The 26,022-nt window shown below is 63.7% G+C and carries 28 protein-coding genes; 12 read left to right on the top strand and 16 right to left on the bottom strand.

All coding sequences use genetic code 11. The features are described from left to right. Positions 1 to 4 precede the first annotated feature (4 nt). Together PST29_RS08050 and speB are read right to left on the bottom strand one after the other, a co-directional pair. Positions 5 to 1,393, bottom strand: coding sequence for a sodium:solute symporter (locus tag PST29_RS08050; protein WP_060838088.1), 1,389 nt, complete (start codon positions 1,391 to 1,393; stop codon positions 5 to 7). 334 nt (positions 1,394 to 1,727) lie between these two features. Next, on the bottom strand, positions 1,728 to 2,678 hold the full coding sequence (gene speB / locus PST29_RS08055; RefSeq protein ID WP_060838089.1) for an agmatinase: 951 nt from the start codon (positions 2,676 to 2,678) through the stop codon (positions 1,728 to 1,730). A gap of 358 nt (positions 2,679 to 3,036) precedes the next feature. Here speB and PST29_RS08060 point away from each other — a divergent pair, with 358 nt between their 5' ends. Beyond that, a complete protein-coding gene (locus tag PST29_RS08060) occupies positions 3,037 to 3,930 on the top strand; it encodes a LysR family transcriptional regulator (RefSeq protein WP_060838090.1) in 894 nt (297 codons plus the stop codon). 9 nt (positions 3,931 to 3,939) lie between these two features. After that, entirely contained in the window at positions 3,940 to 4,545 is a 606-nt protein-coding gene (locus PST29_RS08065) for a tRNA-uridine aminocarboxypropyltransferase (protein ID WP_060838091.1), read from the top strand. Positions 4,546 to 4,619: 74 nt separating this feature from the next. Here PST29_RS08065 and PST29_RS08070 read toward each other — a convergent pair whose 3' ends face one another. Together PST29_RS08070 and PST29_RS08075 are read right to left on the bottom strand one after the other, a co-directional pair. Further along, the gene (locus PST29_RS08070) at positions 4,620 to 5,012 is read right to left on the bottom strand and encodes a YbaN family protein (protein WP_060838092.1); all 393 of its coding nucleotides are present in this window, start codon (positions 5,010 to 5,012) and stop codon (positions 4,620 to 4,622) included. Between the two features lie 10 nt (positions 5,013 to 5,022). Next, entirely contained in the window at positions 5,023 to 5,610 is a 588-nt protein-coding gene (locus PST29_RS08075) for a UPF0149 family protein (RefSeq protein ID WP_016962628.1), read from the bottom strand. Between the two features lie 275 nt (positions 5,611 to 5,885). On the opposite strand from PST29_RS08075, the gene recQ reads away from it, so the two are divergent. Both recQ and PST29_RS08085 read left to right on the top strand, forming a co-directional pair. After that, positions 5,886 to 8,012 carry a DNA helicase RecQ gene (gene recQ / locus PST29_RS08080; protein ID WP_060838093.1) on the top strand — a complete coding sequence of 709 codons (2,127 nt, stop codon included), beginning with the start codon at positions 5,886 to 5,888 and terminating at the stop codon, positions 8,010 to 8,012. A 119-nt stretch (positions 8,013 to 8,131) separates the two neighbouring features. Continuing rightward, the gene (locus PST29_RS08085; protein WP_016962630.1) at positions 8,132 to 8,566 is read left to right on the top strand and encodes a MarR family transcriptional regulator; all 435 of its coding nucleotides are present in this window, start codon (positions 8,132 to 8,134) and stop codon (positions 8,564 to 8,566) included. A 97-nt stretch (positions 8,567 to 8,663) separates the two neighbouring features. On the opposite strand, the gene PST29_RS08090 is transcribed toward PST29_RS08085, so the two are convergent. Next, positions 8,664 to 10,853 (bottom strand): patatin-like phospholipase family protein, encoded by a 2,190-nt coding sequence (locus tag PST29_RS08090; protein WP_060842786.1) that lies wholly within the window; start codon positions 10,851 to 10,853, stop codon positions 8,664 to 8,666. A 71-nt stretch (positions 10,854 to 10,924) separates the two neighbouring features. On the opposite strand from PST29_RS08090, the gene PST29_RS08095 reads away from it, so the two are divergent. Beyond that, positions 10,925 to 11,212, top strand: a complete 288-nt coding sequence (locus PST29_RS08095) for a SelT/SelW/SelH family protein (protein WP_060842787.1) — start codon at positions 10,925 to 10,927, stop codon at positions 11,210 to 11,212. On the opposite strand, the gene PST29_RS08100 is transcribed toward PST29_RS08095, so the two are convergent. Both PST29_RS08100 and PST29_RS08105 read right to left on the bottom strand, forming a co-directional pair. Further along, the gene (locus PST29_RS08100) at positions 11,206 to 12,099 is read right to left on the bottom strand and encodes a DMT family transporter (protein ID WP_060842788.1); all 894 of its coding nucleotides are present in this window, start codon (positions 12,097 to 12,099) and stop codon (positions 11,206 to 11,208) included. The two genes, PST29_RS08095 and PST29_RS08100, sit on opposite strands and share 7 nt — an antisense overlap. A 51-nt stretch (positions 12,100 to 12,150) precedes the next feature. After that, entirely contained in the window at positions 12,151 to 12,960 is an 810-nt protein-coding gene (locus PST29_RS08105) for a helix-turn-helix domain-containing protein (RefSeq protein WP_060842789.1), read from the bottom strand. Positions 12,961 to 13,092: 132 nt separating this feature from the next. Between PST29_RS08105 and PST29_RS08110 the strand changes: the two genes are divergently transcribed. Next, positions 13,093 to 13,914: a UDP-2,3-diacylglucosamine diphosphatase gene (locus tag PST29_RS08110; RefSeq protein WP_060838098.1), complete on the top strand. Its 822-nt coding sequence runs from the start codon at positions 13,093 to 13,095 to the stop codon at positions 13,912 to 13,914. A gap of 19 nt (positions 13,915 to 13,933) precedes the next feature. Here PST29_RS08110 and PST29_RS08115 read toward each other — a convergent pair whose 3' ends face one another. After that, a complete protein-coding gene (locus tag PST29_RS08115; protein ID WP_060842790.1) occupies positions 13,934 to 14,524 on the bottom strand; it encodes an HD domain-containing protein in 591 nt (196 codons plus the stop codon). A 95-nt stretch (positions 14,525 to 14,619) separates the two neighbouring features. Then, the gene (locus PST29_RS08120; RefSeq protein ID WP_060838100.1) at positions 14,620 to 14,931 is read right to left on the bottom strand and encodes a DUF962 domain-containing protein; all 312 of its coding nucleotides are present in this window, start codon (positions 14,929 to 14,931) and stop codon (positions 14,620 to 14,622) included. A gap of 159 nt (positions 14,932 to 15,090) precedes the next feature. Between PST29_RS08120 and PST29_RS08125 the strand changes: the two genes are divergently transcribed. Beyond that, positions 15,091 to 16,152 carry an AraC family transcriptional regulator gene (locus PST29_RS08125; protein ID WP_060842791.1) on the top strand — a complete coding sequence of 354 codons (1,062 nt, stop codon included), beginning with the start codon at positions 15,091 to 15,093 and terminating at the stop codon, positions 16,150 to 16,152. On the opposite strand, the gene PST29_RS08130 is transcribed toward PST29_RS08125, so the two are convergent. Further along, the gene (locus PST29_RS08130; RefSeq protein WP_060842792.1) at positions 16,109 to 17,563 is read right to left on the bottom strand and encodes a TrkH family potassium uptake protein; all 1,455 of its coding nucleotides are present in this window, start codon (positions 17,561 to 17,563) and stop codon (positions 16,109 to 16,111) included. The two genes, PST29_RS08125 and PST29_RS08130, sit on opposite strands and share 44 nt — an antisense overlap. A gap of 122 nt (positions 17,564 to 17,685) precedes the next feature. On the opposite strand from PST29_RS08130, the gene PST29_RS08135 reads away from it, so the two are divergent. Further along, entirely contained in the window at positions 17,686 to 18,252 is a 567-nt protein-coding gene (locus PST29_RS08135) for a nitroreductase family protein (protein WP_060838102.1), read from the top strand. An 82-nt stretch (positions 18,253 to 18,334) separates the two neighbouring features. On the opposite strand, the gene PST29_RS08140 is transcribed toward PST29_RS08135, so the two are convergent. From PST29_RS08140 to PST29_RS08165, 6 genes are all read right to left on the bottom strand, one after another. Beyond that, on the bottom strand, positions 18,335 to 19,675 hold the full coding sequence (locus PST29_RS08140; protein WP_060842793.1) for a sensor histidine kinase: 1,341 nt from the start codon (positions 19,673 to 19,675) through the stop codon (positions 18,335 to 18,337). Positions 19,676 to 19,741: 66 nt separating this feature from the next. After that, positions 19,742 to 20,179 (bottom strand): LTXXQ domain-containing protein, encoded by a 438-nt coding sequence (locus tag PST29_RS08145; RefSeq protein WP_016965847.1) that lies wholly within the window; start codon positions 20,177 to 20,179, stop codon positions 19,742 to 19,744. A 138-nt stretch (positions 20,180 to 20,317) separates the two neighbouring features. Next, on the bottom strand, positions 20,318 to 20,995 hold the full coding sequence (locus tag PST29_RS08150) for a response regulator transcription factor (RefSeq protein ID WP_016965848.1): 678 nt from the start codon (positions 20,993 to 20,995) through the stop codon (positions 20,318 to 20,320). 7 nt (positions 20,996 to 21,002) lie between these two features. Continuing rightward, positions 21,003 to 21,413, bottom strand: coding sequence for a translation initiation factor 2 (locus tag PST29_RS08155; RefSeq protein ID WP_016965849.1), 411 nt, complete (start codon positions 21,411 to 21,413; stop codon positions 21,003 to 21,005). Between the two features lie 110 nt (positions 21,414 to 21,523). Continuing rightward, positions 21,524 to 21,823: a YciI family protein gene (locus PST29_RS08160; protein ID WP_060838104.1), complete on the bottom strand. Its 300-nt coding sequence runs from the start codon at positions 21,821 to 21,823 to the stop codon at positions 21,524 to 21,526. Position 21,824: 1 nt separating this feature from the next. Beyond that, the gene (locus PST29_RS08165; RefSeq protein ID WP_060838105.1) at positions 21,825 to 22,421 is read right to left on the bottom strand and encodes a septation protein A; all 597 of its coding nucleotides are present in this window, start codon (positions 22,419 to 22,421) and stop codon (positions 21,825 to 21,827) included. Positions 22,422 to 22,508: 87 nt separating this feature from the next. Here PST29_RS08165 and PST29_RS08170 point away from each other — a divergent pair, with 87 nt between their 5' ends. From PST29_RS08170 to scpB, 4 genes are all read left to right on the top strand, one after another. Next, a complete protein-coding gene (locus tag PST29_RS08170) occupies positions 22,509 to 23,369 on the top strand; it encodes a PHP domain-containing protein (protein WP_016965852.1) in 861 nt (286 codons plus the stop codon). Between the two features lie 13 nt (positions 23,370 to 23,382). Next, positions 23,383 to 24,012, top strand: coding sequence for an L-threonylcarbamoyladenylate synthase (locus tag PST29_RS08175; RefSeq protein ID WP_042941347.1), 630 nt, complete (start codon positions 23,383 to 23,385; stop codon positions 24,010 to 24,012). Positions 24,013 to 24,132: 120 nt separating this feature from the next. Then, positions 24,133 to 24,831 carry a segregation and condensation protein A gene (locus PST29_RS08180; protein WP_173655933.1) on the top strand — a complete coding sequence of 233 codons (699 nt, stop codon included), beginning with the start codon at positions 24,133 to 24,135 and terminating at the stop codon, positions 24,829 to 24,831. Between the two features lie 12 nt (positions 24,832 to 24,843). Beyond that, positions 24,844 to 25,851 (top strand): SMC-Scp complex subunit ScpB, encoded by a 1,008-nt coding sequence (gene scpB, locus PST29_RS08185; RefSeq protein ID WP_060842794.1) that lies wholly within the window; start codon positions 24,844 to 24,846, stop codon positions 25,849 to 25,851. The last annotated feature ends 171 nt before the right edge of the window (positions 25,852 to 26,022 follow it).

Genomic DNA, 26,022 nt, shown 5'->3' on the forward strand with positions numbered 1-26,022 from the left:
CAGGTCAGATCGCGTTGGCCAGCGGCGCCGGGCGCCGAGAGAGCAGGCTCACCACCACGAAACTCACCAGGCCCACGGCCAGGCTGTAGTAGATCGGGGTGTTGGCGTCCAGGCCGTCCTTGAACATGAAGAACAGGGCCGTGATGAACCCCAGGGACATGCTGGTAATGGCTCCGGCGGTGGTGGCGCGTTTCCAGTAGATGGCCCCGATCAGCGGAATCAGCATGCCGCCCACCAGCAGGTTGTAGGCCAGGGTCAGGGCGCTGATCACGTCACTGACCACCAGGGCGATGCCCAGCACCACGATGCCCAGCAGCAGGGTCGCGATACGGTTCTCGTGAACGTCGCCGTTGCCACTCTGGCGACCACCGCGCAGGCGTGGCAGCAGATCCTGGGTCACGGTGGTGGAAGCGGCCAGCAGGCCGGCGCTGGCGGTGGACATCAGCGCAGCCAGTGCGGCGGCTATGACCAGGCCGCGGATGCCGTTGGGCAGGCTGGTCTGGACGATGCTGGCGAAGGCGTTGTTGACGTTGTCCAGGTCCGGCAGCAGCACCTTGGCGGCCATGCCGATCAAGGCGCCGGCCAGTCCGTAGAGCACGCAGTAGAGGCCGGCCGCGGTTCCGGCGATTTTCGCGACGCCTTCACTGCGGGCGGTGAATACCCGCTGCCAGATGTCCTGGCCGATGAAGATGCCGAAGAAGTAGATCAGGAAGTAGGTGAGGATGGTGTCCCAGCCGATGGCGGTGAAGTCGAAATAGCTGGCCGGCAACTTGGCCACCAGGCTGTCCCAGCCGCCGGCGTCGACGATGGACAGCGGCATCAGCAGGAACACCAGGCCGATGGTCATGATCAGGAACTGCACGATGTCAGTCAGGGTCAGCGACCACATGCCGCCGATGGTCGAATAGAGCACCACCACGCCACCGCCCACCAGGATCGAGACCCAGAACGGCAAGCCGAACAGCACTTGCATCACGGTGCCTATGGCAATGGTCGAGGTGGCCCCGATCATCAGGGCGTAGACCAGCATGATCAGTCCGCTGGCATGGCGTGCCGCGGGGTTGTAGCGGCGCTCCAGCACTTGGGTGACGGTATAGATCTTCAGTTTCAGCAAGGGTTTGGCCAGGAACAGGCTGAGCCCGACGATGCCCAGGCCGATGGCGCCACAGAGCCAGAAGCCGGAAATGCCATGGACGTAGCCCAGGCGCACGGTGCCGATGGTCGAGGCGCCGCCCAGTACGGTGGCCGCCATGGTCCCCAGGTAAAAGCCCGGCCCGAGGTTGCGGCCGGCTACCAGATAGTCGTCACGGGTCTTGGCCCGGCGCATGCCGTACCAGCCCAGGGTGATCATGCCAGCGGCATAAATCAGTACTACGAGAATATCCAAGCCCATGTTCGGGTCCTCAAAAGCAAATTTTTATTGTTGTCGCCACCTGCGGATGCGCACGGCCAACCGTTCGACCGGTGGCGACCGGTCTATCGCAAGAATTGCGGTTGCTGGGCAGTTCAGGCCAAGGGCGGCCTGTTTCGAGAGAGGTCGTACAGGGTGCTGCATCGCGGGGCGGGGATCTGCGCGTCCCCGTTGTTCATGTGGTTAAGGCTGTTTTCTTTATTGTTATTCATGATCTGCTCCGATCACGTTGGCTAAGGTGTTGCGCTCCTTTGCATGACGGATCCATGGCCGCGCTCGTGCTTGAGCGCGGCACCAGCCCTCCCAGGGCCGGGATTCAGCGGTGGGCCACGCCGGGCAGTACGCAGAGCATTTCGTACAGCAGGTTGGCGCCCAGGAGCGAGGTGTTGCCGGTGGTGTCGTAAGGCGGCGAAACCTCCACCAGGTCGCAGCCCACCAGGTCCAGGCCCTGGCAGCCACGGACGATCTCGATGGCCTGGATGGTGGTCAGGCCGCCGATTTCCGGAGTCCCGGTGCCCGGTGCCCAGGCCGGGTCGATGCCGTCGATGTCGAAGCTCAGGTACACCGGGCCGTTGCCGACCTTTTCACGGACCTCGGCCATCAGAGGTTCCAGGGATTTGTGCCAGCACTCTTCGGCCTGGACCACACGGAAACCCTGTTTGCGGCTCCAGTTGAAGTCTTCGGCGGTATAGCCCTGGGCACGCAGACCAATCTGCACTACCCGGTCGCAGTCCAGCAGGCCTTCTTCCACGGCGCGGCGGAAGGTGGTGCCGTGGGCGATCTTCTCGCCGAACATGTGGTCGTTGACGTCGGCATGGGCATCGATGTGCACCAGCCCGACCTTGCCGTGTTTCTTGTGGATGGCCCGCAGGATCGGCAGGGTGATGGTGTGGTCGCCGCCCAGGGTCAGGGGAATCACGTTGTGTTCGAGGATGCCGTCGTAGGCCTCTTCGATGATGCGTACCGCGTCCAGCAGGTTGAAGGTGTTGATCGCCACATCGCCGATGTCGGCCACCGACAGGGAGTCGAACGGGGCGGCACCGGTGGCCATGTTGTAGGGGCGGATCATCACCGATTCGGCGCGGATTTCCCGCGGGCCGAACCGGGTGCCGGCACGCAGCGAGGTGCCGATGTCCAGGGGCACGCCGACGAAGGCCGCGTCCAGGCCGGCAGCGGTTTGCAGATGGGGAAGACGCATCATGGTGGCGATGCCGCCGAAGCGCGGCATTTCGTTGCCGCCCAGTGGTTGGTGGAGAATCTTGTCCACGGGATAGGCCTCATCGTTGTTTTATATTTATGAGGTTGAGGGCGCAGCAGGTGCCGCCCGATCAACCGAGTGGGCCGATTCTGCGAAATGTAGTTCGGGGAAAGAATCGCTACGGACAAATACTTAGTTCAGATTTTTCTAAACTAATGACCAGGGCCGCGCTAGACTCTCGCGCTGCTGCCAACGCCCTGCGAAGCGTGGCAGCCTGCCCCCGTCCGCTGGTGCAAGCAGCGTTATCCGGGTGACGGGGGGCGATTGAACGTGGGCATGGATGGCATCGGGTCTGCTTCATCGCGCGGCACGAGCACGCGCACTTGTTACAGGGAAGTGGTCGTTTTGCCTGTTATCGGAGCCTGTCATGGCCAACGCTTTACCTGATCTGAAACTATTGCGCATCTTCGTCAGCGTGGTGCGCCATCAGGGGTTCGCCAATGCCCAGCACGAGCTCAATCTCTCGACTTCGGCCATCAGCACCTACATGAGCCAGCTGGAAGCCTCCCTGGGACTGGTGCTCTGTCACCGTGGCCGGGGCGGTTTCAGCCTGACCAGCAAGGGCGAGCTGTTCCACCAGGAAACCCTGCGCTTGCTGGGGGAACTGGAGGGCTTCGAGCAATACGCGGCGGCCCTCAAGGGCGAGTTGCGCGGCACCCTGAACCTGGGAGTGATCGACTCCACCGTCAGCGACAAGGCCCTGCCGTTCGCCGAGGCCATCGGCGCCTACAGTCAGGAGCATCCGGCGGTGCATCTGCACCTGTCGGTGCTGAGTCCTCACGAGTTGCAACTGGGGGTGCAGGACAACCGCCTGGACCTGGCCATCGGCGCCTTCTCCACGCGCATGAGCGGCCTGGTGTACATGCCGCTGTACCGCGAGCAGCACTGGCTGTACTGCAGCAACCGGCATCCGCTGTACAGCGAGCGGCGCATCCCCGAGCAGGTCATCACCCAGCAGCGCATGGTGGGCCGCGGCTACTGGAGCCAGGCCGAGCTGGCCCGTCACGGCTTCAAGCACAGTGCGGCGACCGTGGAGAGCATGGAGGCGCAGTTGATCCTGGTGCTGTCCGGTGCCTACATCGGCTACCTGCCGGAACACTACGCCCAGGCCTGGGCCGACAAGGGGGACCTGCGGGTGTTGCTGCCGGCGACCTTCGGTTATCAGGCTCCCTTCTCCATGATCATGCGCCGTGGCCGGGGCCGTGAGCCGCTGATCCAGACCTTCCGCGACCTGCTCAAGGCCCAGCTCAACCAGTCATAAGGTATTCCCATGTCCCGAGCACGCTGCGAGCGTTGCCTGCGCCCTACGGGCCACTGTCTGTGCCCGCTGATCCCGCGGTTGTCCAGTCGCACCCGGGTGTTGCTGTTGCAGCACCCCAGCGAGGTCAACCATGCCCTGAACACGGCGCGGCTGGCCGCGCTGGGGTTGAGTAACGCCGAGTTGGTGGTGGGCGAGGTGTTCGAGGATTTGCCGGCGCTGCTCGCTCAGCCCGGATACAGGGCCTGCCTGCTGTTCCCGGCGGATGATGCCCAGCCATTGCAGGCCTACGCCGAGACGGATGAACCGTTGCTGCTGGTGGTGCCCGACGGCACCTGGCGCAAGGCGCGCAAGCTGTTGCACCTCAATCCGCTGCTGGCGGCCCTGCCGCGAGTGACCCTGGCCGCTGCCACGCCTTCGCGCTATCGCCTGCGCAAGGCCCCGGGGCCGGGTGCGCTGTCGACCCTGGAAGCGATTGTCCAGGCGTTGCAGGTGCTGGAGGCGCCGACCTCCTTCGAGCCCTTGCTGCGCCCCTTCGAGGCCTTGATCGAAGGGCAGATCGCCGCGATGGGCGAAGACACCTACCAACGCAACCATGGCGCCAATTCCTCCCTGTAAGAGGGGCGAAAACGGGACAAAGCTGCAGTGCTTTTCCCCGGTAAACGGGCTACTTCAAGGGGGCGTCTAGCGTCTCAGGTTCGCAAGGTTTTCTGCCGCAGGATGTAAATGCTGACCAGCACCGCGCTGGTCAGCATGAAGCTGCGTGCCCAGATTGACGGCACCAGGTAGCAGGAGAAACCGATGCTCAGCCACATCAGGCCGATCGCATACACCTTGCCCTTGAGCGGTATGCCGTTGCCATCCAGGTAGTTGCATATCCATGGACCCAGGCGCGGGTGTTGCACCAGCCACTGGTAGAAGCGTGGCGAACTGCGGGCGAAACAGGCCGCCGCCAGCAGCAGGAAAGGGGTGGTGGGCAGTACCGGAAGGAAGATGCCGATGACCCCGAGCGCTACGCTCAGCCAGCCGATGGCCAGCAGAACGTAACGCAATACCCGGGGACGTTGGCCTATGGGCTTGGCCATAGGCGCCGACTCAGTGGTGACGAGGCTTGAGCAGCGCGGGTTTTTCGTCGGGGGCGTTGCACAGCAGGTACAACGCAGTCAGGGCTTCGGGGATCTGCACGATCATGTCGTCCATCAGGTTGGCATCGGTGGCGATGTCCGAGAACTCCGGCTGCTCGTCGAACAGGCCGGAGCCGACCATGATCGGCAGCAGCATCTCGCTGACTTCTTCCTCTGCGGTTTCGAACCAGGCCGCTTCACGCAGGAATACGCCTTCCATGAACCCGATGCACCAGCCGCGCAGGTCGGAGTCATCCGGGTCGTCGCCCAGGTCGAGTTCGCAGGGCAGTTCGAACTCCTCGTCGGAGGCCAGTTGGCGGGCGATGTGCGCCTTGAGGGCCAGCAGAGTGGATTCGATGGCTTCGCGTTCGGCGTCGTCGCGGTAATGCGGCTCCTCGGCGAAGAGAGCGTCGATCCACTCACGGTCGGGAACGCTTTCCGAACAGATCGACAGCGCGGTCAGGTAGCCGTGAGCGGCCACGTAGTCCAGCGCCTCGTCGTGCAGATCATCTGCGTCGAGGAAGACTTGCAGGCGGGTTAGTTGCTCAGCGAAGGACATTGACGGGCTACCTTGGGGAATAAACGATGTTGAATTCTAGGCTTTCTTGCGCGCTCAAGCCAGCCACGGGGCAGATTTGAGCGGTTCTAAAGGTTACCAGCGGTCCCTTGTCCGCGCCCTCTGTCAGGTGGGGCTCGGGTATACTGCCGCGTTTTGTGATGCCCTGCAGGCCCGAACGCAGTTGCGGACAAGTCCGCTAACGCATTTGTCGGTGAAGCGTGCCGGTTTTTCGGCCAGTCTGCGCCCAGGGAATTCGGTGATTTTTGGAGTTTTTCATGCTCGAACAGGCTCAACGCGTCCTCAAGGACATCTTCGGCTACGACAGTTTCCGTGGTCGCCAAGGTGCGATCATTGAGCGCGTGGCCAGTGGCGGCGATGCCTTGGTGCTGATGCCCACCGGTGGTGGCAAGTCCTTGTGTTTCCAGGTCCCGGCCCTGCTTCGCGAAGGATTGGCGGTGGTGGTATCGCCACTGATCGCGCTGATGGACGATCAGGTGGCCACCCTTGAGGAACTCGGTGTCGCGGCTGCCGCCTTGAACTCGACCCTGAGTGCCGAGCAGCAGCGTGACCTGGCGGCGCGTATTCGTCGCGGCGAGGTGAAGATGCTCTATCTGGCTCCTGAGCGCCTGGTTCAGCCGCGGATGCTGGCGTTCCTGCAGAACCTCGACATTGCCCTGTTCGCCATCGACGAAGCCCACTGCGTGTCCCAGTGGGGCCACGACTTCCGTCCCGAATACCTGCAGTTGGGGCAACTGGCGGAAATGTTCCCCAACGTGCCGCGCATTGCCCTGACCGCCACCGCCGACAAGCGCACCCGGGAAGAGATCGTCAATCGCCTGCACCTGCAGAACGCCGAGCGCTTTCTCTCCAGCTTCGACCGGCCGAACATCTTCTACCGCATCGTGCCCAAGGAGCAGCCGCGCAAGCAGTTGCAGGCGTTCCTCAACGAGCGGCGCAGCGATGCCGGTATCGTCTATTGCCTGTCGCGCAAGAAGGTCGACGAAGTGGCGGCCTTCCTCTGTGAGCAGGGCTTTACCGCGCTGCCGTATCACGCCGGCCTGCCCAACGAGCTGCGGGCCTATCACCAGAAGCGCTTCCTCAACGAGGAGGGCCTGATCATGGTGGCCACCATCGCTTTCGGCATGGGCATCGACAAGCCCAACGTGCGTTTTGTCGCTCATATGGATCTGCCCAAGTCCCTGGAAGCCTACTACCAGGAAACCGGCCGCGCCGGCCGTGACGGCCTACCGGCGGATGCCTGGATGGCCTACGGGCTGCAGGACGTGCTGATGCTCAAGCAGATGCTGCAGAACTCCGAGGGCGACGAGCGCCACAAGCGTCTCGAGCAGCACAAGCTCGATGCGATGCTGGCCCTGTGCGAGGAAACCCGCTGCCGGCGCCAGACATTGCTGGCCTATTTCGATGAGGACATGCCCCAGCCTTGTGGCCATTGCGACAACTGTGTCGACGGGGTGCAGACCTGGGACGCCACCGAGCCGGCACGCCAGGCACTGTCGGCGATCTATCGCACCGGCCAGCGGTATGGCGTCGGTCACCTGGTGGATGTGCTGCTGGGCAAGGACACGGAAAAAGTGCGCAGTTTCGGTCATCAGCACCTGTCGGTGTTTGGCGTCGGCAAGGCTCGCAGCGAAGGCGAGTGGCGCTCCCTGTTTCGCCAGTTGGTGGCGCGCGGGCTGGCGGATATTGACCTGGAAGGCTACGGCGGCCTGCGCCTGAGCGACAGCTGTCGTCCCTTGCTCAAGGGGGAGGTGACCCTGGAGCTGCGCCGCGATCTCAAGCCGCAGAGCAGCCCGAAAAGCAGTACCAGTCAGGCCAGTCAGCTGGTACGGGGCGAGGAGCGCGAGCAGTGGGAAGCGCTGCGAGCCCTGCGCCGCAAGCTGGCGGAAGAGCATGGGGTGCCGCCTTATGTGATTTTCCCCGACTCGACCTTGCTGGAGATGCTGCGCAGCCAGCCCGGCTCCATGGCGGAGATGGCCGAGGTCAGCGGCGTCGGCGCGCGCAAGCTGGAGCGTTATGGCGCGGCCTTCCTCGAAGTGCTGGGCGGCGGTGTCGAGGCGCCGAAGGTGGTCGCCGATATCCGTCACGAGTTGATCACCCTGGCCCGTGCCGGGATGACCCCGGTGCAGATCGCCGGGCAACTGCAATGCACGGAGAAGAATGTCTACACCTTGCTGGCCGAAGCCATAGGCAAGCAGCAGTTGTCGCTGGAACAGGCTCTGGACCTGCCGGAAGACCTGCTGGGAGAAATCCAGGATGCTTTCCTCGACGGTGAGGGCGAATTGCCGCCGGTGGCCGAGATCAGCGAGTTGTTTGCCGGACGCGTGCCTGAAGGGGTTTTGTATTGCGTGCGTGCGGCCTTGCAGTCGGAGTTTGAAATTTGAGGGGGTGCGTCAATGTTGTAACGATTCAGTCCCTTACAGGCCTTGCCTCCGGGCAAGGGGCATGCTTAGCTGACTAATAATTAGGTTTTCTTTATTTTCAGTCTGATCATGAGTGTTTTATGCCGTTAACCGATGAACACCGTTTTGGTATGCAGCTGGCGCATATGTCTCGCGGCTGGCGTGCCGAACTGGATCGCCGCCTGGCCGGGCTCGGCCTGTCCCAGGCCCGTTGGCTGGTGCTGTTGCACCTGGCCCGTTTCGAAGACGCGCCAACCCAGCGTGAGCTGGCACAAAGCGTTGGCGTGGAAGGTCCAACCCTGGCCCGTCTGCTGGACAGCCTGGAAACCCAGGGCCTGGTCCAACGCCAGGCGGTAATGGAAGATCGTCGGGCGAAGAAGATCGTGCTCTGTCCTTCCGCCCGGCCCCTGATCGAACAGATCGAAACCATTGCTACCGCCTTGCGCCATGAATTGTTCATTGGCGTCGACGATGAAGACCTGCGGGTCTGCATGCGCGTTCATGGGCGCATCCTGGCCAATCTGGAAAAATCCTGACGCCTTCCGCCGGGGTTGCCTGACCCCGGTTCGTCCTGTTTTCGCCTATCCCTGAATATTGCTGATTGCGTCATCCGGTGCGGCACTTGCGCGTCTGTCAGAAGGTCTGGCCGAGGTTCAGCGACAGGGCCTTCTGGTTGTCGTCGTTGAAGCCGTAGCTGAAATTCAATGGCCCCAGCGGCGTATCGAACCCGAGGAAGATGCTCGCGGCATTGATATAGCCGCTGTCAAAGGCGTTGTCGTTGTTCCACGCCCGGCCACGCTCCAGCGAAGCTCCCAGGTACAGCGGGAAATCCAGCGGCAAGTAGGCGCGTGGCGTCAGTCGACGCAAGTACACCGCCCTGGCCAGGGTGATGTTCTGCCCGGACAACGCGTCCTGGCGGAAGCCCGACAGCTGTCGGGCGCCACCGAGGAGGAAGCTGGAAGTCACCACTTCGGCGTTGTCCAGGGTCCGGCCGTAGCGTCCGCCCAGGACGAAGGTGTTGGGGCCGCTGCTCAAGGCCTTGTCCAGCTTGAACTCCCACTGACGGTAGCGGTTGTCCGAGCCCAGGCTTGGTTCGAACTGGCGCAGAGTCAGTCCGATGTCCTCACCGGAGTGAGGGAAGTAGACGTTGTCCAGCGAATCGAAGGAGTACTGCAACTGGTAGTAACCTTCGTTGAAGTGCTCGCTGGGCAAGTCGTGATCGCCGATGCGTACATCGGCCTTGCCCCAGGCTTCGCCGATACCGAAGCGGACTTCGCCGCTGTTGCCGATCTGTCGTCCCAGGTTGAGGCCGAGGCCGTAGCGTTCCACGCGATACTCGGCGATCGGATCGTTGTCCAGTACCGCTTCGACGTTCTGTGCTTCAGCGGCGATGAAGGGCGCAATGAAGTAGCGCGAGCCGGCGTCCAGTGGCTGGTAGAACTCGCTGTAGATTTCCTGCTGGTCGCCGACCTGCACTCGGGTCAGCCACTCCGCTCCGAGGCTGTTGATTCCGTTCATGCGGTAGCTGGCGCCGATATTGAAGGCGCTGTCGCCACGCATGTCATCGGACAGGTTCAGGCCCAGGCGCAGGTAGTCGGTGCCGCTGCGCTTGCCGCGGGCACTGATCACCAGGGTGTTGTCCGGGCCCTTGTGGGTCACGCGATACTGCACCTGCTCGAAGAAATCCAGGCCGTACAAGGTGCCCATGTCGGTCTCCAGGCGGCCCAGGTCCAGGGGCTCGCCGATCCGCTGGCGGATGTAGTAGCGAATGACCTCATCGCTGACCTTGGAGTCGTTCTCCACCTTGATCGCGCTGATGATGGGCGTGCGCTGGCTGGGCTGGCGCGCGGCCGTCAACTGCGCATCCTGCGGCTCGGCGGGGCGCAGGCGAGCCAGGCGTGCGTCGAGGATGCGGGTGGCGCGATAGCCGGCGTCGATCACTTCCTGGGCGCGGCCGAAGTCGGTGACGCCGAAGCTCGACAGCGAAGGTTGGATCAGCACGTCGTCCTTGTGCAGGGTCGCCAGCTGTTCTTCGGAGTTGCGTCGGGTCATCAGGGTGATGGACTGGTTGAGCACATCCACCACGGTATTGAGTTGCTTGCGCGAGCGCAGCGGCGTGCCGATGTCCACCACAATGGCAATGTCGACCCCCATGTCCCGGGCCACATCCAGGGGAATGTTGTCGGTCATGCCGCCGTCCACCAAAAGCCGCCCGTCCAGTTCCACCGGGGCGAATACCGCCGGAATCGACATGCTGGCGCGGATTACCTGGGGCAGGTGGCCTTTGCGGAACACCACCTTTTCGCCGCTGGCGATGTCAGTGGCCACGGCCCTGAAGGGGATCGGCAGCTTGTCGAAGTCCCGGGTGTCACTGGCGTGGGCCAGTTTGCTTTCCAGCAACAACGCCAGGTTCTGGCCCTGGATCACCCCTAGGGGCAGGCCGAGGCTGCCGTCGTCACGGAAGCTGAGCTTCTGCTTGACCAGAAAGTCCCGATCGTCCTGCTTGCGCCGAAAGGGCACGTCTTCCCGGGGCGGGGCATCGGACAGGGCCTGTTTCCAGTCAATGTTCAGGGCCAGTTTCTCCAGCTCGTCGATCTTGTAGCCCGAAGCGTAGAGGCCACCGATCACTGCGCCCATGCTGGTGCCGGCGATCGCGTCGATGCGGATGCCTTGCTCTTCCAGGGCCTTGAGCACGCCGACATGGGCCAGGCCGCGGGCCGCGCCCCCCGAAAGCACCAGGCCGATTTTCGGTCGCGGTGCTTCACTGGATTGAGCGATCAGGGGCAGCAGGCAGAGCAACAGGCAGGACAGCAGGCGGCGCATCGTGGATCTCGGGACGGGCGATAAAGCCGGCTATTATAGCGACGCCCTTGCACCCAGGAGTCCGCCGTACCATGACCGAACGTAAACCCGAAGTGATCATCACCTATTGCACCCAATGCCAGTGGCTGCTGCGGGCGGCCTGGCTGGCCCAGGAGCTGCTGAGCACCTTCAGCGACGACCTGGGCAAGGTGTCCCTGGTGCCCGCTACCGGGGGAACCTTTCATATCAGCTGCAATGGCGTGCAGATCTGGGAGCGCAAGGCTGACGGCGGCTTTCCCGAAGCCAAGGTGCTCAAGCAAAGGGTTCGCGACTGCATCGACCCCGAGCGCGACCTGGGACACAACGATCGGGCTCAGTGAGAGCCGGCCGACGCCGTTGTGGCTGGCTTGTCTGAACGGGTCGAGAGTCGGCTCGACACCACGATCGCCACGATGATCAAGGCGCCTCCCATCAGCATGCGCAGCGTCGGATTCTCGCCGAACAGCAGCCAGGCCACGGTAATCCCGTAGACCGGTTCCAGGGCGAAAACCACCGCCGCGGTGCGAGCCTTGATCACCGCCAGGCTGGCGACAAACAGGCTGTGGGCCAGACCGGTGCAGAAGATTCCCAGCAGACTGATCCATAGCCAGTCCATGGCCCGCACCTGGCCAAGCTCGGGGGCCGCCACCGGCAACAGGCACAGGGCGACCACCACGTTCTGGCAGAGGGCCGCCTGCACCGCGGGAATGCGTCCGGAGCTGGCGCGGTTGTTCAAGGACAGTAGGGCAAACAGCAGGCCCGAACCCACGGCCCAGAGCAGGCCGGTGGTGGCCTGGCTGGCGAGGTCGAAGTCCGGGGTTACCAGCACCAGGCCGATGCTCACCAGGCTCACCAGCAGCATCTCGTTGAGGCGGATCCGCTCGCGGAAGATCAGCCCCTCGAGAATGACCGTGAAGGCCGGGAAGCTGGCAAAGCCCAGGGTCGCGATGGCCACCCCGGCGACCTTCACCGCGACGAAGAAGCTGACCCAGTGTCCGGCCAGCAACAGGCCACTGAGCAGCAGGCGCCGCCAATCGGTGGCGGCCAGTTTCTGCCAGGGCGTGGCGCTGGCCAGGCGCGCGAAGCCAGCCAGGGCCAGCACGGCAAAGGCCGCACGGCCGAACACGATAACAGCAGGCGAGGCGACGGCCAGTTTGCCGAACACGCCGGTCAGGCCGAACATGAGGGCGCCGATATGCAGGGCGCCAAGGGCGGTACGCGGAGTCATCTTGATCCTTGAGCAAAAGACGGTGATGGCCTTGAAGGGCTGCGGCTCAGTTTAAGAAGGGTCGGTGCCGGCGTCTGTCGCGATCCTGGGTTTTTTTGTCGAGGGATTAGCCTGGGCTCCCTGCCGGAGCCGACGCGGGGAGTGACCGAATTCGCGCAGCATGGCGGCGGCGAAGGCGCTCTGTGAGTTGTAGCCGACCCGGCTGGCGATCTCGCCGACCGGCAGGGTCGAGCCGCGCAGCAGTTCCAGGGCCATGTGCAGGCGCCGTCGTCGCACGTATTCCATGGGCGTCTCGCCACATTCGGCGATGAACCGTGTGTGCAAGTGGGCGCTGGAAAGACCGGCAATTCGTGCCAGATCGGCCACCTGCAGCGGATGGGCGGCGTGGCGCTCTATGTGGGCCTGCATGGCGGCGTAGGGCAGCCGTCGCTCGCCAGGAGGAAGCGGCGTCGAGTGGTTGAGGCTGGCCAGCAGCAGGACTGCGCCTTGCTGGGCAATCAGGGGGTCGTCCACCGGGCTCTGCGCCAGCCAGTTGACCAGGCGGCTCTGGCTTGGCTCCAGGACCCGATGTCGGGGCGCGTCGAGCAAGCGCCGGCTGGCCTCGGCGTGTTCGCCCAAAGATTGTTGCACCCAGTGTTCACCGGGTATGTCCAGCACCAGGCAATGGCTTCCACTGGGGCTGCCGCACACATGCCGGGCGCCGGCCGGTACCACCACGAAGCTCTGTTGCTGCACCTGACTGCCCCGGCCTTCGACTTCGAAATCGAGCTGGCCACGCAGGCCGAACACCAGTTGCGCATGCTCGTGGCTGTGGGCGATCAGGTCGTGAGTGTAATGGCGCAGAGTGAGGATAGATCCCATCACGGTCTCCTTGGCAGAGGCGCAGTCTACACCGCCAGTCGGGCGGTTCGGGCTGTCATCGCATTGCCGCATTTTTGTCATGGGCTATTAATCGCTGGGGCGCAAGCTCGCAAAAAATCCAGGAGAGCGTCCATGACCCATGTCGAACTCGCCAAGCCCAGTCGCAAGCAACGGGTACGGACCTTATGGATTTCCGATGTGCACCTGGGGACCCGGGATTGCCAGGCGGAGCACCTGGCGCAGTTTCTCAAGGGCTACCAGGCCGATCGCATCTACCTGGTTGGGGACATTATCGACGGCTGGAAGCTGCGCGGTGGCATGTACTGGCCTCAGGCCCATACCAATGTGATCCGCCGCTTGCTGACCATGAGCAAGCGCGGCACCGAGGTGATCTACGTCACCGGCAATCACGATGAGTTCCTGCGCCGTTACTCCAAGCTGATTCTGGGCAACATCCAACTGGTGGACGAAGCCGTGCATGTCACGGCGGACGGTCGCCATCTGCTGGTGATTCACGGCGACCAGTTCGACGTCATCACCCGCTATCACCGTTGGCTGGCCTTTCTCGGCGACTCGGCCTACGAGTTCACCCTGACCCTCAACCGCTGGCTCAATCACTGGCGGGCGCGTTATGGCTACGGTTACTGGTCGCTGTCGGCCTACCTCAAGCACAAGGTCAAGACTGCGGTGAGCTTTATCAGTGACTTCGAGGAGGCCATTGCCCACGAGTGCGTCAAGCGCGAGCTGCACGGGGTGGTCTGTGGCCACATCCACCATGCCGAGATCCGCAAGGTCGGCGAGGTGGACTACCTCAATTGCGGTGATTGGGTCGAGTCCTGTACCGCCCTGATCGAGCATTGGGACGGCAGCATCGAACTCTATCGCCTGGCCGACGCCCAGGCCCGGGAAGCCCAGCTCAAGGCCTCGCTCACGAAAATGGCGGAGCCGGCCTGAGCCGGAGAACCATCGGGCTTCAGTCGGCGCGGGGCTGTTCCATGGCCGCCTGGTACAGCGACTGCCGGGGCTGGGCGAACAACCGTTGCAGCATGGGTTCGAAGAAGCTCAGGGGCAGGCTGGCGTAGGTGGGGTCGAACGCCGCGGCATCGTACTTGGCGCAGAATTCGGCAGTGCGCTGGTACAGCGGATGCTCGCGAAATTGCTCGCGCAGATGGCGGTCCATGCCCAGGTGGTGGAAGAAGTAGTAGCCCTGGAAGATTCCGTGCTTTTCCACCATCCACAGGTTCTCCGGGCTGACGAAGGGCTTGAGGATGGCGGCGGCGATATCCGGATGATTGTAGGAACCCAGGGTGTCGCCGATGTCATGCAGCAGGGCGCAGACCACGTACTCCTCGTCGCGCCCGTCATGCCAGGCGCGGCTGGCGGTCTGCAGTGAATGGGTCAGACGGTCCACCGGGAAACCGCCGAAGTCGCCTTCCAGCAGTCGCAAGTGGGTCAGGATACGGGCGGGCAGTTGCCTGGCGTAGGCGCTGAAATCCGCAGCGATGATCGCCCAGTCCTCTTGGGTGCCATCCTGCATGTGGGTGAAGCGTGCGTGAGCCTTCATCGTTCGGCCTCTTGCTGTCAGGGGAAATCGGGCCCGAGCCCGGCCATGGTCATAGCCATGGTCGCGGGGTGGCGAGGACGGATGGCCGGTCGGCGCTAGAACGGCACCTTGCCGAGGATCATGTCGCGGTACATGACGAAGTCACCCAGCAGGCTGTACAGCGGGTGCTGAAAGGTGGCCGGACGATTTTTTTCGAAGAAGAAATGCCCGACCCAGGCAAAGCCGTAGCCGGCCAGCGGCAGCGCCAGCAACAGCAGCCAGGCCCCTTTGCCGATGGCCAGGGCCAGGAGGAAGATCACCAGGCTGGTGCCGATAAAGTGCAGGCGACGGCAGGTGCTGTCGCTGTGCTCGCTCAGGTAATAGGGGTAGAACTCGGCGAAGCTGCTGAACTGTCGGATGTTTTCCATGGCCGCGATCTCGGTTGTTTGTTGTTGTGCGGGCGGATGTTCTGCGGGAGCTTATGTGAGTCTAGAGTCCCTGGTTGCGCTGGCCAGTGACAATAGGCGCCACTTTAGTATCCTTGGGCAATCGGCCGTAGCATGCGGCTTGTCATGTAAGAAGCCCTCATGAGCGAACGAACGACTTCTGCAAGCTGGGCCTTGGGAATAGTCAAGGCTCTGGAGATGGATGGCCTGGACTGCCGCGCTTTGTTCGAGCAGTTGGGGCTCGACTACGGCGCTCTCGAAGACCCCGACGCGCGCTTCCCCCAGGATTCGATGACCCGGCTCTGGCAGCGTGCCGTCGAGTTGTCCGGCAACCCGGCGATCGGCCTGAACATGGGCAAGGTGGTGCGTCCGGCTTCCTTTCATGTGGCCGGTTACGCCTTGATGTCGAGTCGTACCCTGGTCGAAGGCTTTCAGCGTCTGGTGCGCTATCAGCGCATCATTGCCGAAAGCGCCGACCTGAGCTTTCGTCTTTTACCCGAGGGTTATGCGCTGATCCTGACGGTACATGGCGACCATCTGCCGCCCACCCGGCAAAGTGCCGAGGCCTCGCTGGCCTGCGCACTGGCCCTGTGCAGCTGGTTGACCGGGCGGGCCCTGCAGCCACGCAAGGTACTGCTGCAAGGCGAGCAGCCCGAGGATCTGCAGCCTTACAAGGAGATGTTCCATGCCCCGCTGGCGTTCTCCGCGCCCTTTGATGCACTGATCTTCGAACGCGCCGACATGGAGGCGCCACTGCCCACGGCCAACGAGGCGATGGCCTTGCTGCACGATCGTTTTGCCGGCGAGTACCTGGCGCGCTTTTCTGAAAGCCGGGTGACGCACAAGGCGCGGCAGGTGCTGTGCCGTCTGTTGCCCCAGGGCGAGCCCAAGCGCGAGGTGGTGGCGCAGACCCTGCACCTGTCCCAGCGCACGTTGCAGCGTCGTCTGCAGGAGGAGGGCACCAGCTTCCAGACCCTGCTGGACGACATCCGGCGAGAGTTGGCCGAGCAGTATCTGGCGCAGCCGCGCATGACCTTGCTGGAGATTGCCTACCTGTTGGGGTTCGCCGATCCGAGCAATTTCTTCCGGGCGTTTCGCCGCTGGTTCGATACCACGCCGGGTGAGTATCGGGCACGCCTGCTGGCGCTGCCGGCGTCGGTCAATGACGCCAGAACGCCGGAATACACAACACGAACACCGTGATGATCTCCAGTCGGCCCAGGAGCATGCCCAGGGACAGGATCCACTTGGCGGCATCCGGCAGGGTCGAGAAGTTGCCCGCCGGGCCGATGGTTTCGCCCAGGCCCGGGCCCACGCCGGACACGGTGCTGGCGGCGCCGGTCAGGGCGGTCATCCAGTCCAGGCCCAGGAGCGACAGGGCCAGGGCAATCATGCAGATGGTGATGGCGAAGAAGAACGAGAAGGTCAGGATCGAACGAACGATTTCCTCGTCCAGGCGGTGGCCGTTGTACTTCTGCTTGATCACCGCCCGGGGGTGGATCAGCTGATTGAGGTTGGCCTTGAGCAGGATGTAGGCCACCTGGAAGCGGAAGATCTTGATCCCTCCGGCCGTGGAGCCTGAACAGCCGCCGACGAACCCCAGATAAAAGAACAGCATCAGTGAGAAATTGCCCCACAGGCTGTAGTCGCCCAAGGCGAACCCGGTGGTGGTGACCACTGAGGTCACGTTCAGCGCCACGTGACGCAGGGCGTCCAGCCAGTGCAGGTCGGTGGTCCACCAGTACCAGGTGCCCAGCACCAGCCAGGTCACCAGGAGCATGCCGAGCAGGCCCTGGACCTGCTGATCCTTGATCAACGCCTTGCGGTTGCCGCGCAGGGTCGCCACATAGAGGGCGAAGGGCAGGCTGCCGAGGATCATCACCACCACCGCCACCCAGTGCACTGCCGGTTGCTGCCAGTGGGCCAGGGAGTCGTCGGAGGTGGAGAAACCGCCGGTGGAGATTGCCGACATGGCGTGGTTGATGGCGTCGAACACGTTCATGCCGGCCCACCAGAACGCCAGGCTGCCGAAGATGGTGATACCGACATAGGTGGCGACGATCAGGCGCGCCACCATGTGCGAGCGCGGCATGACCTTTTCCGAGCGGTCCGAGGACTCGGTCTGGAACAGGCGCATGCCGCCAATGCGCAGCAGCGGCAGGATCGCCACCGCCATGCCGATAAAGCCGATGCCCCCCAGCCAGTGCAGCATCGAGCGCCAGATCAGGATGCCCGGGGACATACTGTCCAGGCCGCTGAGCACCGTGGCGCCAGTGGCGGTGATGCCGGACATGCTTTCGAAGAACGAATCGGTGTAGCTGATGTGCTGGGTCAGCAGGAACGGCAGGGCGGCAAAGATACACACCACCAACCAGCTGGAAACCGTCAGCAGGTACATGTCTCGCGGGCGCAGGTGGATGTGCTCGGGGCGCCCCGGGATCACCAGGGCCAAGCCGGCGATAAAGGTGATCATGCTGGCCCAGAGGAAGGACGGCAGGTCGCCGGTGCGTTCGAAGATCACCAGTGTCGCCATCGGTACCACCATGGCGATGGCCAGGGTGATGAGGAAGATGCCGATGATGAAGCCAATGATTCTTAAAGTCGGCAACGCCATGTATTGCGCTCGGGCTGGTAGGTGAAGGGCGCTCATTCTACCTGCGGGGCAGGGCATGTAAACCGGCACCCCGGCGGCGGATGCCGTTAGAATGGCCGGACATTTTTTTCAGGAGGTGGCCGATGGAGGCTCTCGACGCTTTGCTCAACCGTGTTTCCGTGCCGCGCCTAGTGGAGCCCGCGCCCAGCGCCGCGCAGCGCGAAGCACTGTTCGCCGCCGCCTTGCGCGCGCCGGACCACGGGCAATTGCGCCCCTGGCGGTTCCTCACCGTCGAAGGCCAAGCCCGTGATCAGTTGGGCGAACTGCTGGTTGAAGCCGTACAGCTGCAAGGCGGCGAAGTGACTCAGGCCGCGCTGGACAAGGCCCGGGCCATGCCGCTGCGTGCACCGCTGGTGGTGGTGGTCGTGGCGCGGCTGCAGGAGCATTTCAAGGTGCCCAAGTCCGAGCAATTGCTGGCGGCGGGCTGTGCAGCCCACGGTATCCTGCTGGCGGCCTATGCCCAGGGCATTGGCGCCGTGTGGCGCACCGGCGAGTTGTCCTATTCGCCGCACGTGGCCAAGGGGCTGGGCCTGACGGAGGGGGAAGAGATCATTGCCTTCCTGTACCTGGGGACGCCGCTGAACGAGCCTCGGGTCGCACCAAAAGTCGATACCAGCGAGTTTGTCAGCGCCTGGAGCGCCAAGGCCTGATCGACACCAGCGGTCGCTGTGTTGCATCGCGGGCAAGCCCGTTACCGCCGGACCTGGCAGTAGCGGCTTGCCCGCGCTGGTTTCAGGCGGGGGCTGGCGCGCCGGGCATCAGGGGCAACTCCAGGGTGGCGATGAAGCCGCCCTGGGAGTGATTGTCCAGTAACAGACTGCCGCCGTGACGCTCCGCCGCCCGGCGAGCAATGGCCAGGCCCAGGCCATGGCCGGGTGCGCTTTGCCCTGGCGCGCGGAAGAACGGCTCACCCAACTGTTTCAGGTGTTCGGCGCCCACCCCGGGCCCGTGGTCGCGCACGCTGATCAGGATCCTGTCGCCCTGGCGCAGGGCCTGGACCTCGATCGGTTGCCCGGCGGGGTTGAAGCGCTGGGCATTGCGCAGCAGGTTGTCCACCGCCCGCTCCAGCATGGTCGGCCAGCCTCGCAGGCTCAGCTGCGGTTGGGCGTCGATCTGCACCTGTTGCTCCGGGCAGGCCAGTTGCGCGTCTTTTTGCAGGGCCAGCAGCAAGGCATTGAGGTCCACGTCCTCGGCGCTGGCGTTGTCCGCGTCGACCCGGGCCAGCACCAGGATCTCGCTGATCAGCGCCTCCAGGCGATCGCATTCCCGAGTCAGTCGGGGCCACAGCCGCTCCCGCTCTTCGGGGGCGGCACGCTCGGCCAGGGCCAGGGCGATGCGCAGCCGTGCCAGGGGGGAACGCAGTTCGTGGGACACATCCCGCAGCAACTGACGCTGGCTGCCAATCAGGCTTTGCAGACGCGAGCCCATGCGGTTGAAGTCCCGGGCCAGCACGCCGAACTCGTCGCGCCGATTGGCCAGGCGCGCCAGGCTGTTCTGCTGATAGCTGGCCTGGCCCAGATCGTGTACGGCGCCGCGCAGGCGGCTCAGCGGACGGGTGATGGACAGGGTCACCAGCAGGCTGAACAGGGTCAGCACCACCAGGGCAATGGCCAGGGCGCTGAGGGGCCAGGTCAGGCTGTCTCGGTGCCAGGCATCCAGCTCCGGATGGGGGATGCGGTAGATGAACAGATAGGTATCGCCGGTGGTCGGGCTGGTGTATTCCGCAGTCAGGCGGCGCCAGGGCAGGTGGCGGTCGTCGTTGTTCTGCCGGGCCTCGAAGGCGGCGGCGCGGCGCGGGAAAGTCCCGCGTACCACCGGGTCGCCGCTCTCATTGAGGACCTGGACATCGATGTGGTACTGGCGCTTGCGCTGCTGGAGGATGTCCTGGGCGGCGTCTTCGCCCTGGGTTTCGTAGGTTTGCGTCCACTCCGCGGTGAGGCTGTTGAGCCCCGGATGGCGACTGAGGATCCAGGCGTCCTGGTTGAGCATGTGCCCGAGCAGGATCGACAACCCGGCAACCAGGGTGATGGCCAGCCAGAAACTGGCCAGGATGCGCCAGAACAATGAACGCACAGAGACTCCTCGAACGCGAAAGCCCAGTGGCGCAGGCCACTGGGCTGGGGGATGGACGCTAACGCATTATTGCGCTTTTTGCGGTTGTTGCGCTTTCCAGGCCTTGAACTCGGCCCATTCGGCGCGACGTTCCTCTTGTTTCTTCACGATGGCGTCGAATTCTTTCTGCTGCTCGGGCTTGAGCAGGGCGCGGATGTCAGCCTGGGTTTTCTGCTGTTTGGCGGCCAGTTCGTCTTTCATGGCTTTCTGGTCGGCCGGCGAGAGTTTCTCCAGGTATTTTTCCACGACGGCCTTGCGGTCGTGCATTTGCTCACCCATCAGCTTGCCGATCTGTTGGCGTTGCTCACGGCTCAGGTCCAGTTGACCGAAGGGGCCTTTGCCGCGCATGTGCTCGCTGTGCCGTGGACCGTCCATCGGCCCCATCGGGCCGTTGCCCTCAGGCATGGCCATGGCCACGGTTGGCAGGGCGGCGGCGAACAACAGAGCGATCAGGGTCTTGCGCATGGTGTGTCTCCTTGTCTCATTCCCGGTAAGTTCCGGATGAGTTCAGGTTACCCAGATCAAGGTCAGCGGCGGTCAGTGGAGGGTAAAGCTTGGGTAAAGACGCCGGGCCGGCGTCCTGACAATGGCGTCGGGACGCGGTTACAGGCTGTAGTAGTAGCCGCGGCTGCGCAGGGCAACGATGCGCGGGCGACCATCTGGGTGGGGGCCGATCTTCTTGCGCAGATTGCTGACGTGCATGTCCAGGCTGCGGTCGTACAGGGTCAGCTTGCGGCCCAGCGCGATCTGCGCCAGTTCCTGCTTGTCCAGCGGCTCGCCAGGTTGCTTGAGCAGGGCCTCCAGCAGGCGACTTTCGGAAACCGTGAGACTGATGTCCTGCTCGTCAATGGTGGCCACGCCGCGAATCGGGCTGAAGCACAGGTCGCCCAGCTCCAGCTGGCTGGAAGCCGCCACCGGGTGGCTGCGGCGCAGGACGGCGCGCAGGCGGGCAGTGAGTTCGCGAGGGTCGCAAGGCTTGGCCAGGTAGTCGTCGGCGCCCAGTTCCAGGCCGAGGATGCGGTCCAGGGGCTCGCCGCGGGCCGAAAGCATCAGCACTGGCAGGTCGGGGTGGTCGTTGCGCAGTTGCTTGAGCAGTTCCAGGCCGCTGCCGTCGGGCAGCATGACGTCCAGCACCACGGCTGCCGGGGCCGCTTCGGCCAGGGCCCGGCGTGCGCTCAAGCCATCGTGGCAGGCACGTACTTGAAAGCCTTCCTGGCCGAGCCAACTGCTCAGGAGCTCGCACAGCTCCTGGTCATCATCAATCAGTAACAGGTCGCTCATGAATCACTCAATTTAGCCATTGTCGACGCTTGCGATGCCCGCCACTGGCGAAGATACCGCAGAGCAGGGCGATGAGGGCCACGCCGCCGCCAGTGACGAACCATTGCTGCTGATCGGTCAGCAGTCGCGGCACCGGGTTGGCCTGGGCCTCTTTGAGCTGCAGCTTGAGGCGCTGGTTCTCCTGGCGCAAGCGGGCCAGCTGTGGGCTTTCCCGTTCGGCGTCGGCGCTTTGCAATTGTTTGCTCAGCTCTTCTCGCAGGCGCTCGCTCTCTTTCAAGCGTTGCTGCAACTCGGTGATCTGACTGCCGGCGCTCAGGGACAGCGGCGTCGAATGGCCGGTTTCCTGGGTTTCCTCGGCAAGGGCCGGAGCCCCGATCGACAACATGACCAACAGCAGACACAGCGGACCTTGGCGCATCGAAACTCCTGATTCCAATCGAGTGTTGGGCAGGTTGTCGGCCGTCAAACGAGAATAATGAGCGATTGAGAACGCGATGGACCCTGAAGGTTCATCGCGTCGGGGAGGATTTACGGCATCGATTGCCTGAACGGCTTGACCAGCACGTTGGCGTAAACGCCGGCAGTGACGAAGGGGTCGGCCTCGGCCCAGGCCTGGGCGGCTTCCAGGGACTCGAACTCGGCCACGATCAGGCTGCCGGTGAAGCCGGCGGCGCCGGGGTCGTTGCTGTCGATCGCCGGGTGCGGGCCGGCCAGCACCACACGCCCTTGCTCATTGAGTACTTGCAGTCGCTCCAGGTGCGCCGGGCGTGCGGCCAGGCGTTTTTCCAGGGAGTTGGCGACGTCTGTGGCAATGATTGCGTAAAGCATGTCAGTCCTCGGTTTTCGGGGTAGTGGGATCGGCGTCATGCAGGTGGCGCGACAGGTAGATGCCCTGGCCCACCAGGAATAGTACGGTCATGCCCAGGCTGCCGAAGACTTTGAAGTCGACCCAGATGCTCTGGAAAGTGAAGGCGACGAACAGGTTGGCGGCGCCGCAGAACAGGAAGAACGCGATCCAGGCGATGTTCAGGCGGGTCCACACCGGATCAGGCAGGGTCAGGGCGTGGCCCATGATGCGCTTGATCAGCAGGCGGTCGCCGATGAAATGGCTGCCGATGAAGGCCAGGGCGAACAGCCAGTTGACCACCGGGGCTTTCCACTTGAGGAAGGTTTCGCTGTGGAAGGCCAGGGTCAGGCTGCCGAAGACCAGGCAGGCGACCAGGGTCAGCCACTGGCTCTTTTCCAGTTTGCGCTGGGAAATGAACAGCGCGCCGTACACCACCAGGGAACTGATGATCAGCACCGCCGTGGCGCTGTAGATACCGCCCACGGTGACTTCGTGCCCGGCCAGGTCGACGACCCGGGGATCGATTTTATAGACGATGAAAAACAGGAACAGCGGGATGAAGTCGATGAATTGTTTCACAGTGGCAGCCAGAAGCAGGATGTGGCGGCATAATAACAAACATCCTTGGTCGCGAAAGCGCCAGCTGACTTGAGGTTTTAACATCCTGTGAATGTCGATTTGCACTGCCATAGCACGGCCTCCGACGGCGCCCTGGCGCCTGCGGTTCTGGTTGCGCGTGCGTACGAGAGAGGCGTGCGAATCCTGTCCCTGACCGACCACGACACCCTCGAAGGGCTGGACGAGGCCCGTCAGGCAGCGGCGCAACTGGGCATGCAACTGGTCAATGGCGTCGAACTGTCCTGCACCTGGGGCGGCGCCACTATTCATGTGCTGGGCTACGGATTCGATACCCGGGCCCCGGCCCTGGTGACAGCTATCGAGAAACTTCACGCAGGGCGCTGGCTGCGTTCCGAGGAAATCAGCCGCAAGCTGGCCCTCAAGGGCATGCCGGGCGCTTTGGAAGGCGCCCGGGCCATCCAGCAGGAGCTGGGAGACAGCGGTAACGCCCCGGCGCGGCCGCACTTTGCCGACTACCTGGTGCGTGCCGGCTTCGTCAAGGACCGCGCCGAAGCCTTCCGCAAGTGGCTGGGGGCGGGAAAGCTGGGTGACGTCAAGCTGCACTGGCCCACCCTGGAGGAAACGGTCGGCACCCTGCGCGAGGCCGGTGCCTGGGTCAGCCTGGCCCATCCCTGGCACTACGATTTCACCCGCAGCAAGCGTCGCCGTCTGATTGCCGACTATATTCAAGCCGGTGGTCATGCAATCGAAGTGGTCAATGGCCATCAACCTGCGGAGCAAGTGGGCAGTTTGGCTATTCTTGCTCGTGAATTCGGACTGCTGGTCAGCGCCGGCAGTGACTTTCATGGTCCAGGAGGCTGGTCCGAGATCGGCGAATACCGCCCGGTACCCGAGGATCTGCCACCGCTATGGTGTCGCTTCAAACATGAGCCAATTATTGCCGCCTGAACAGGTAGAGACAGTGAGTCAATTTTTCCAGATCCACCCGGAAAACCCCCAGCCGCGCCTGATCAAACAGGCCGTCGAGATCATCCGTGGCGGTGGCGTGGTGATCTATCCCACCGATTCGTCCTATGCGGTCGCCTGCCAGATGGGCGACAAGGCGGCGATCGAGCGGGTGCGCCGCTTGCGGCAACTGGACGACAAGCACAACTTCGCGCTGATCTGCAGCGACCTTTCGCAGTTGGGCCTGTTCGCCAAGATCGACACTGGCACCTTCCGCCTGCTCAAGGCCCATGTGCCGGGGCCTTATACCTTTATCCTCAATGCCACCCGAGAGGTGCCGCGCCTGCTGCTGCACCCCAAGCGCCGCACCATCGGCCTGCGGGTGCCGAGCAACCCGATTGCCCTGGCGCTGCTGGCCGAGCTGGGCGAACCGCTGATGAGCGTCAGCCTGATCATGCCCGGCGACACCGAGGCCCTGAGCGATCCCTATGAGATGCGCCAGTTGCTGGAGCATCAGGTGGACCTGATCATCGACGGCGGCTTTGGCAGCACCGAGTCGTCCACAGTGATCAGCCTGGCCGATGGCGAGCCGGAAGTGATCCGCGTCGGTTGCGGCGACCCTGCGCCGTTCATGGCCGAGGCCTAGATGTCCGCAGTAGAAACCGTCGACGAGCAGGCCGGTGCCCAACAGGAGCTGCCATTCGCCATGGTCTATGGCCAGGCGGTCATGGAAATGCCCCTGGACCTGTACATCCCCCCGGATGCCCTGGAGGTCTTCCTCGAAGCCTTCGAAGGCCCGCTGGACTTGCTGCTGTACCTGATCCGCAAGCAGAACATCAATATCCTCGACATCCCGGTGGCGGAAATCACCCGCCAGTACATGGGCTATGTGGAGCTGATGCAGTCGGTGCGCCTGGAGCTGGCCGCCGAGTACCTGGTGATGGCGGCGATGCTGGCCGAGATCAAATCGCGAATGCTTTTGCCGCGTTCCGCCGAGGTCGAGGAAGAAGAGGACGACCCGCGGGCCGAGCTGATCCGCCGCCTGCAGGAATACGAGCGCTTCAAGGCCGCCGCTGAAGGCATCGACGGCCTGAGCCGGGTTGGCCGCGACGTGGTGGTGCCCAAGCTCGATGCGCCCGAGGCTCGGGTGCGCAAGCTGCTGCCGGATGTGGCCCTGGAAGAGTTGCTGATGTCCATGGCCGAGGTGCTGCGCCGTGGCGACATGTTCGAAAGCCACCAGGTCAGCCGCGAGGCCCTGTCTACCCGCGAGCGCATGAGCGATGTGCTGGAACGGCTCAAGGGCGGCGGTTTCGTGCCCTTTGTCGAGCTGTTCACCGCCGAGGAAGGGCGCCTGGGGGTGGTGGTGACCTTCATGGCGATCCTCGAACTGGTCAAGGAATCCCTGGTCGAGCTGGTGCAGAATGAGCCCTTTGCGGCCATCCACGTACGGGCGCGAGCCGAATAACGAGCTTAAATCATGAACCTGAATGAACCCCGCGAGCTGGCCTCCCTGCTCGAAGCCTTTCTGTTGGCCTCGGGAAAACCCCAGTCCCTGGAACGCCTGTTCGAGCTCTTCGAAGAAGCCGAGCGGCCGGACCCGGCCGTCTTCAAGAAGGCCCTGGCCCTGCTGGGCAAATCCTGCGAGGGGCGGGCGTTCGAGCTCAAGGAAGTGGCTTCCGGCTATCGCTTGCAGATCCGCGAAAAATTCGCGCCCTGGGTCGGCCGCCTGTGGGAGGAGCGCCCGCAGCGCTACTCCCGTGCCCTGCTGGAAACCATGGCCCTGATTGCCTACCGCCAGCCGATTACCCGCGGCGAGATCGAAGATGTGCGCGGCGTGGCGGTCAACAGCAACATCGTCAAGACGCTGCTGGAGCGCGAGTGGATTCGGGTGGTGGGCTACCGTGATGTGCCGGGCAAACCGGCGATGTTCGCCACCACCAAGGCCTTTCTCGACCATTTCAACCTGAAGAACCTCGACGACCTGCCGCCGCTGGCCGAACTGCGGGAGATCGAAGCCGAGCCGGTGCTGGAGTTCGATGACGCCCCCGTGCCCGAGCACTTGCAGCAACTGGCCGACGCCAGCGCGGAGCAGGAGGAGCCCAAGGAAGAAACCAGCTTCCATACCCTGTTGCTGGAGCTGGACTCCATGGAGGAGGGGATCAAGACCGACTTCGACGACCTGCATCGCGATGGCGCGGTTGAGCCTGGGAACTCGGAGCCGCTGTTCGATCACCCGGAGGTGCAAGCCGAGCCTGACATCCCTGGTGACGACTTGGATGACTCCCATGAGTTTGCGATCGAGCCCGAAGCAGAGCCGCAGGGTGCAGCCGAGGACGATGTGCTGGGTGTCGCCGAGGCCCGGGCCAAATTGCTGGCCGCCGTGGCCGCGCTGGAGCCTTCGCCACCGCAATTGAGCGAAGAAGAAGCCGAAGCCCTGGCCCTGGCCGAAGCCATCGAGAACGAACGCCGCCTGCTGGACGACTGACCTTGCCGGCGAAGGCGTCAGTCGGTGCGGCGCATGACGTGCCGGCCAGCCGGCTCCCACGGCGATGCCGGTCACCGGTTGGCGGAAAAAAGCCCGGGCGGCGACTTATCAACTAGTCTGTGATGCGCAATCGCCGCCATGAGCGTATGATTCGCGACCCTTTGGCGATCC

Source organism: Pseudomonas sp. St29, assembly GCF_001547915.1.
GTDB lineage: Bacteria > Pseudomonadota > Gammaproteobacteria > Pseudomonadales > Pseudomonadaceae > Aquipseudomonas.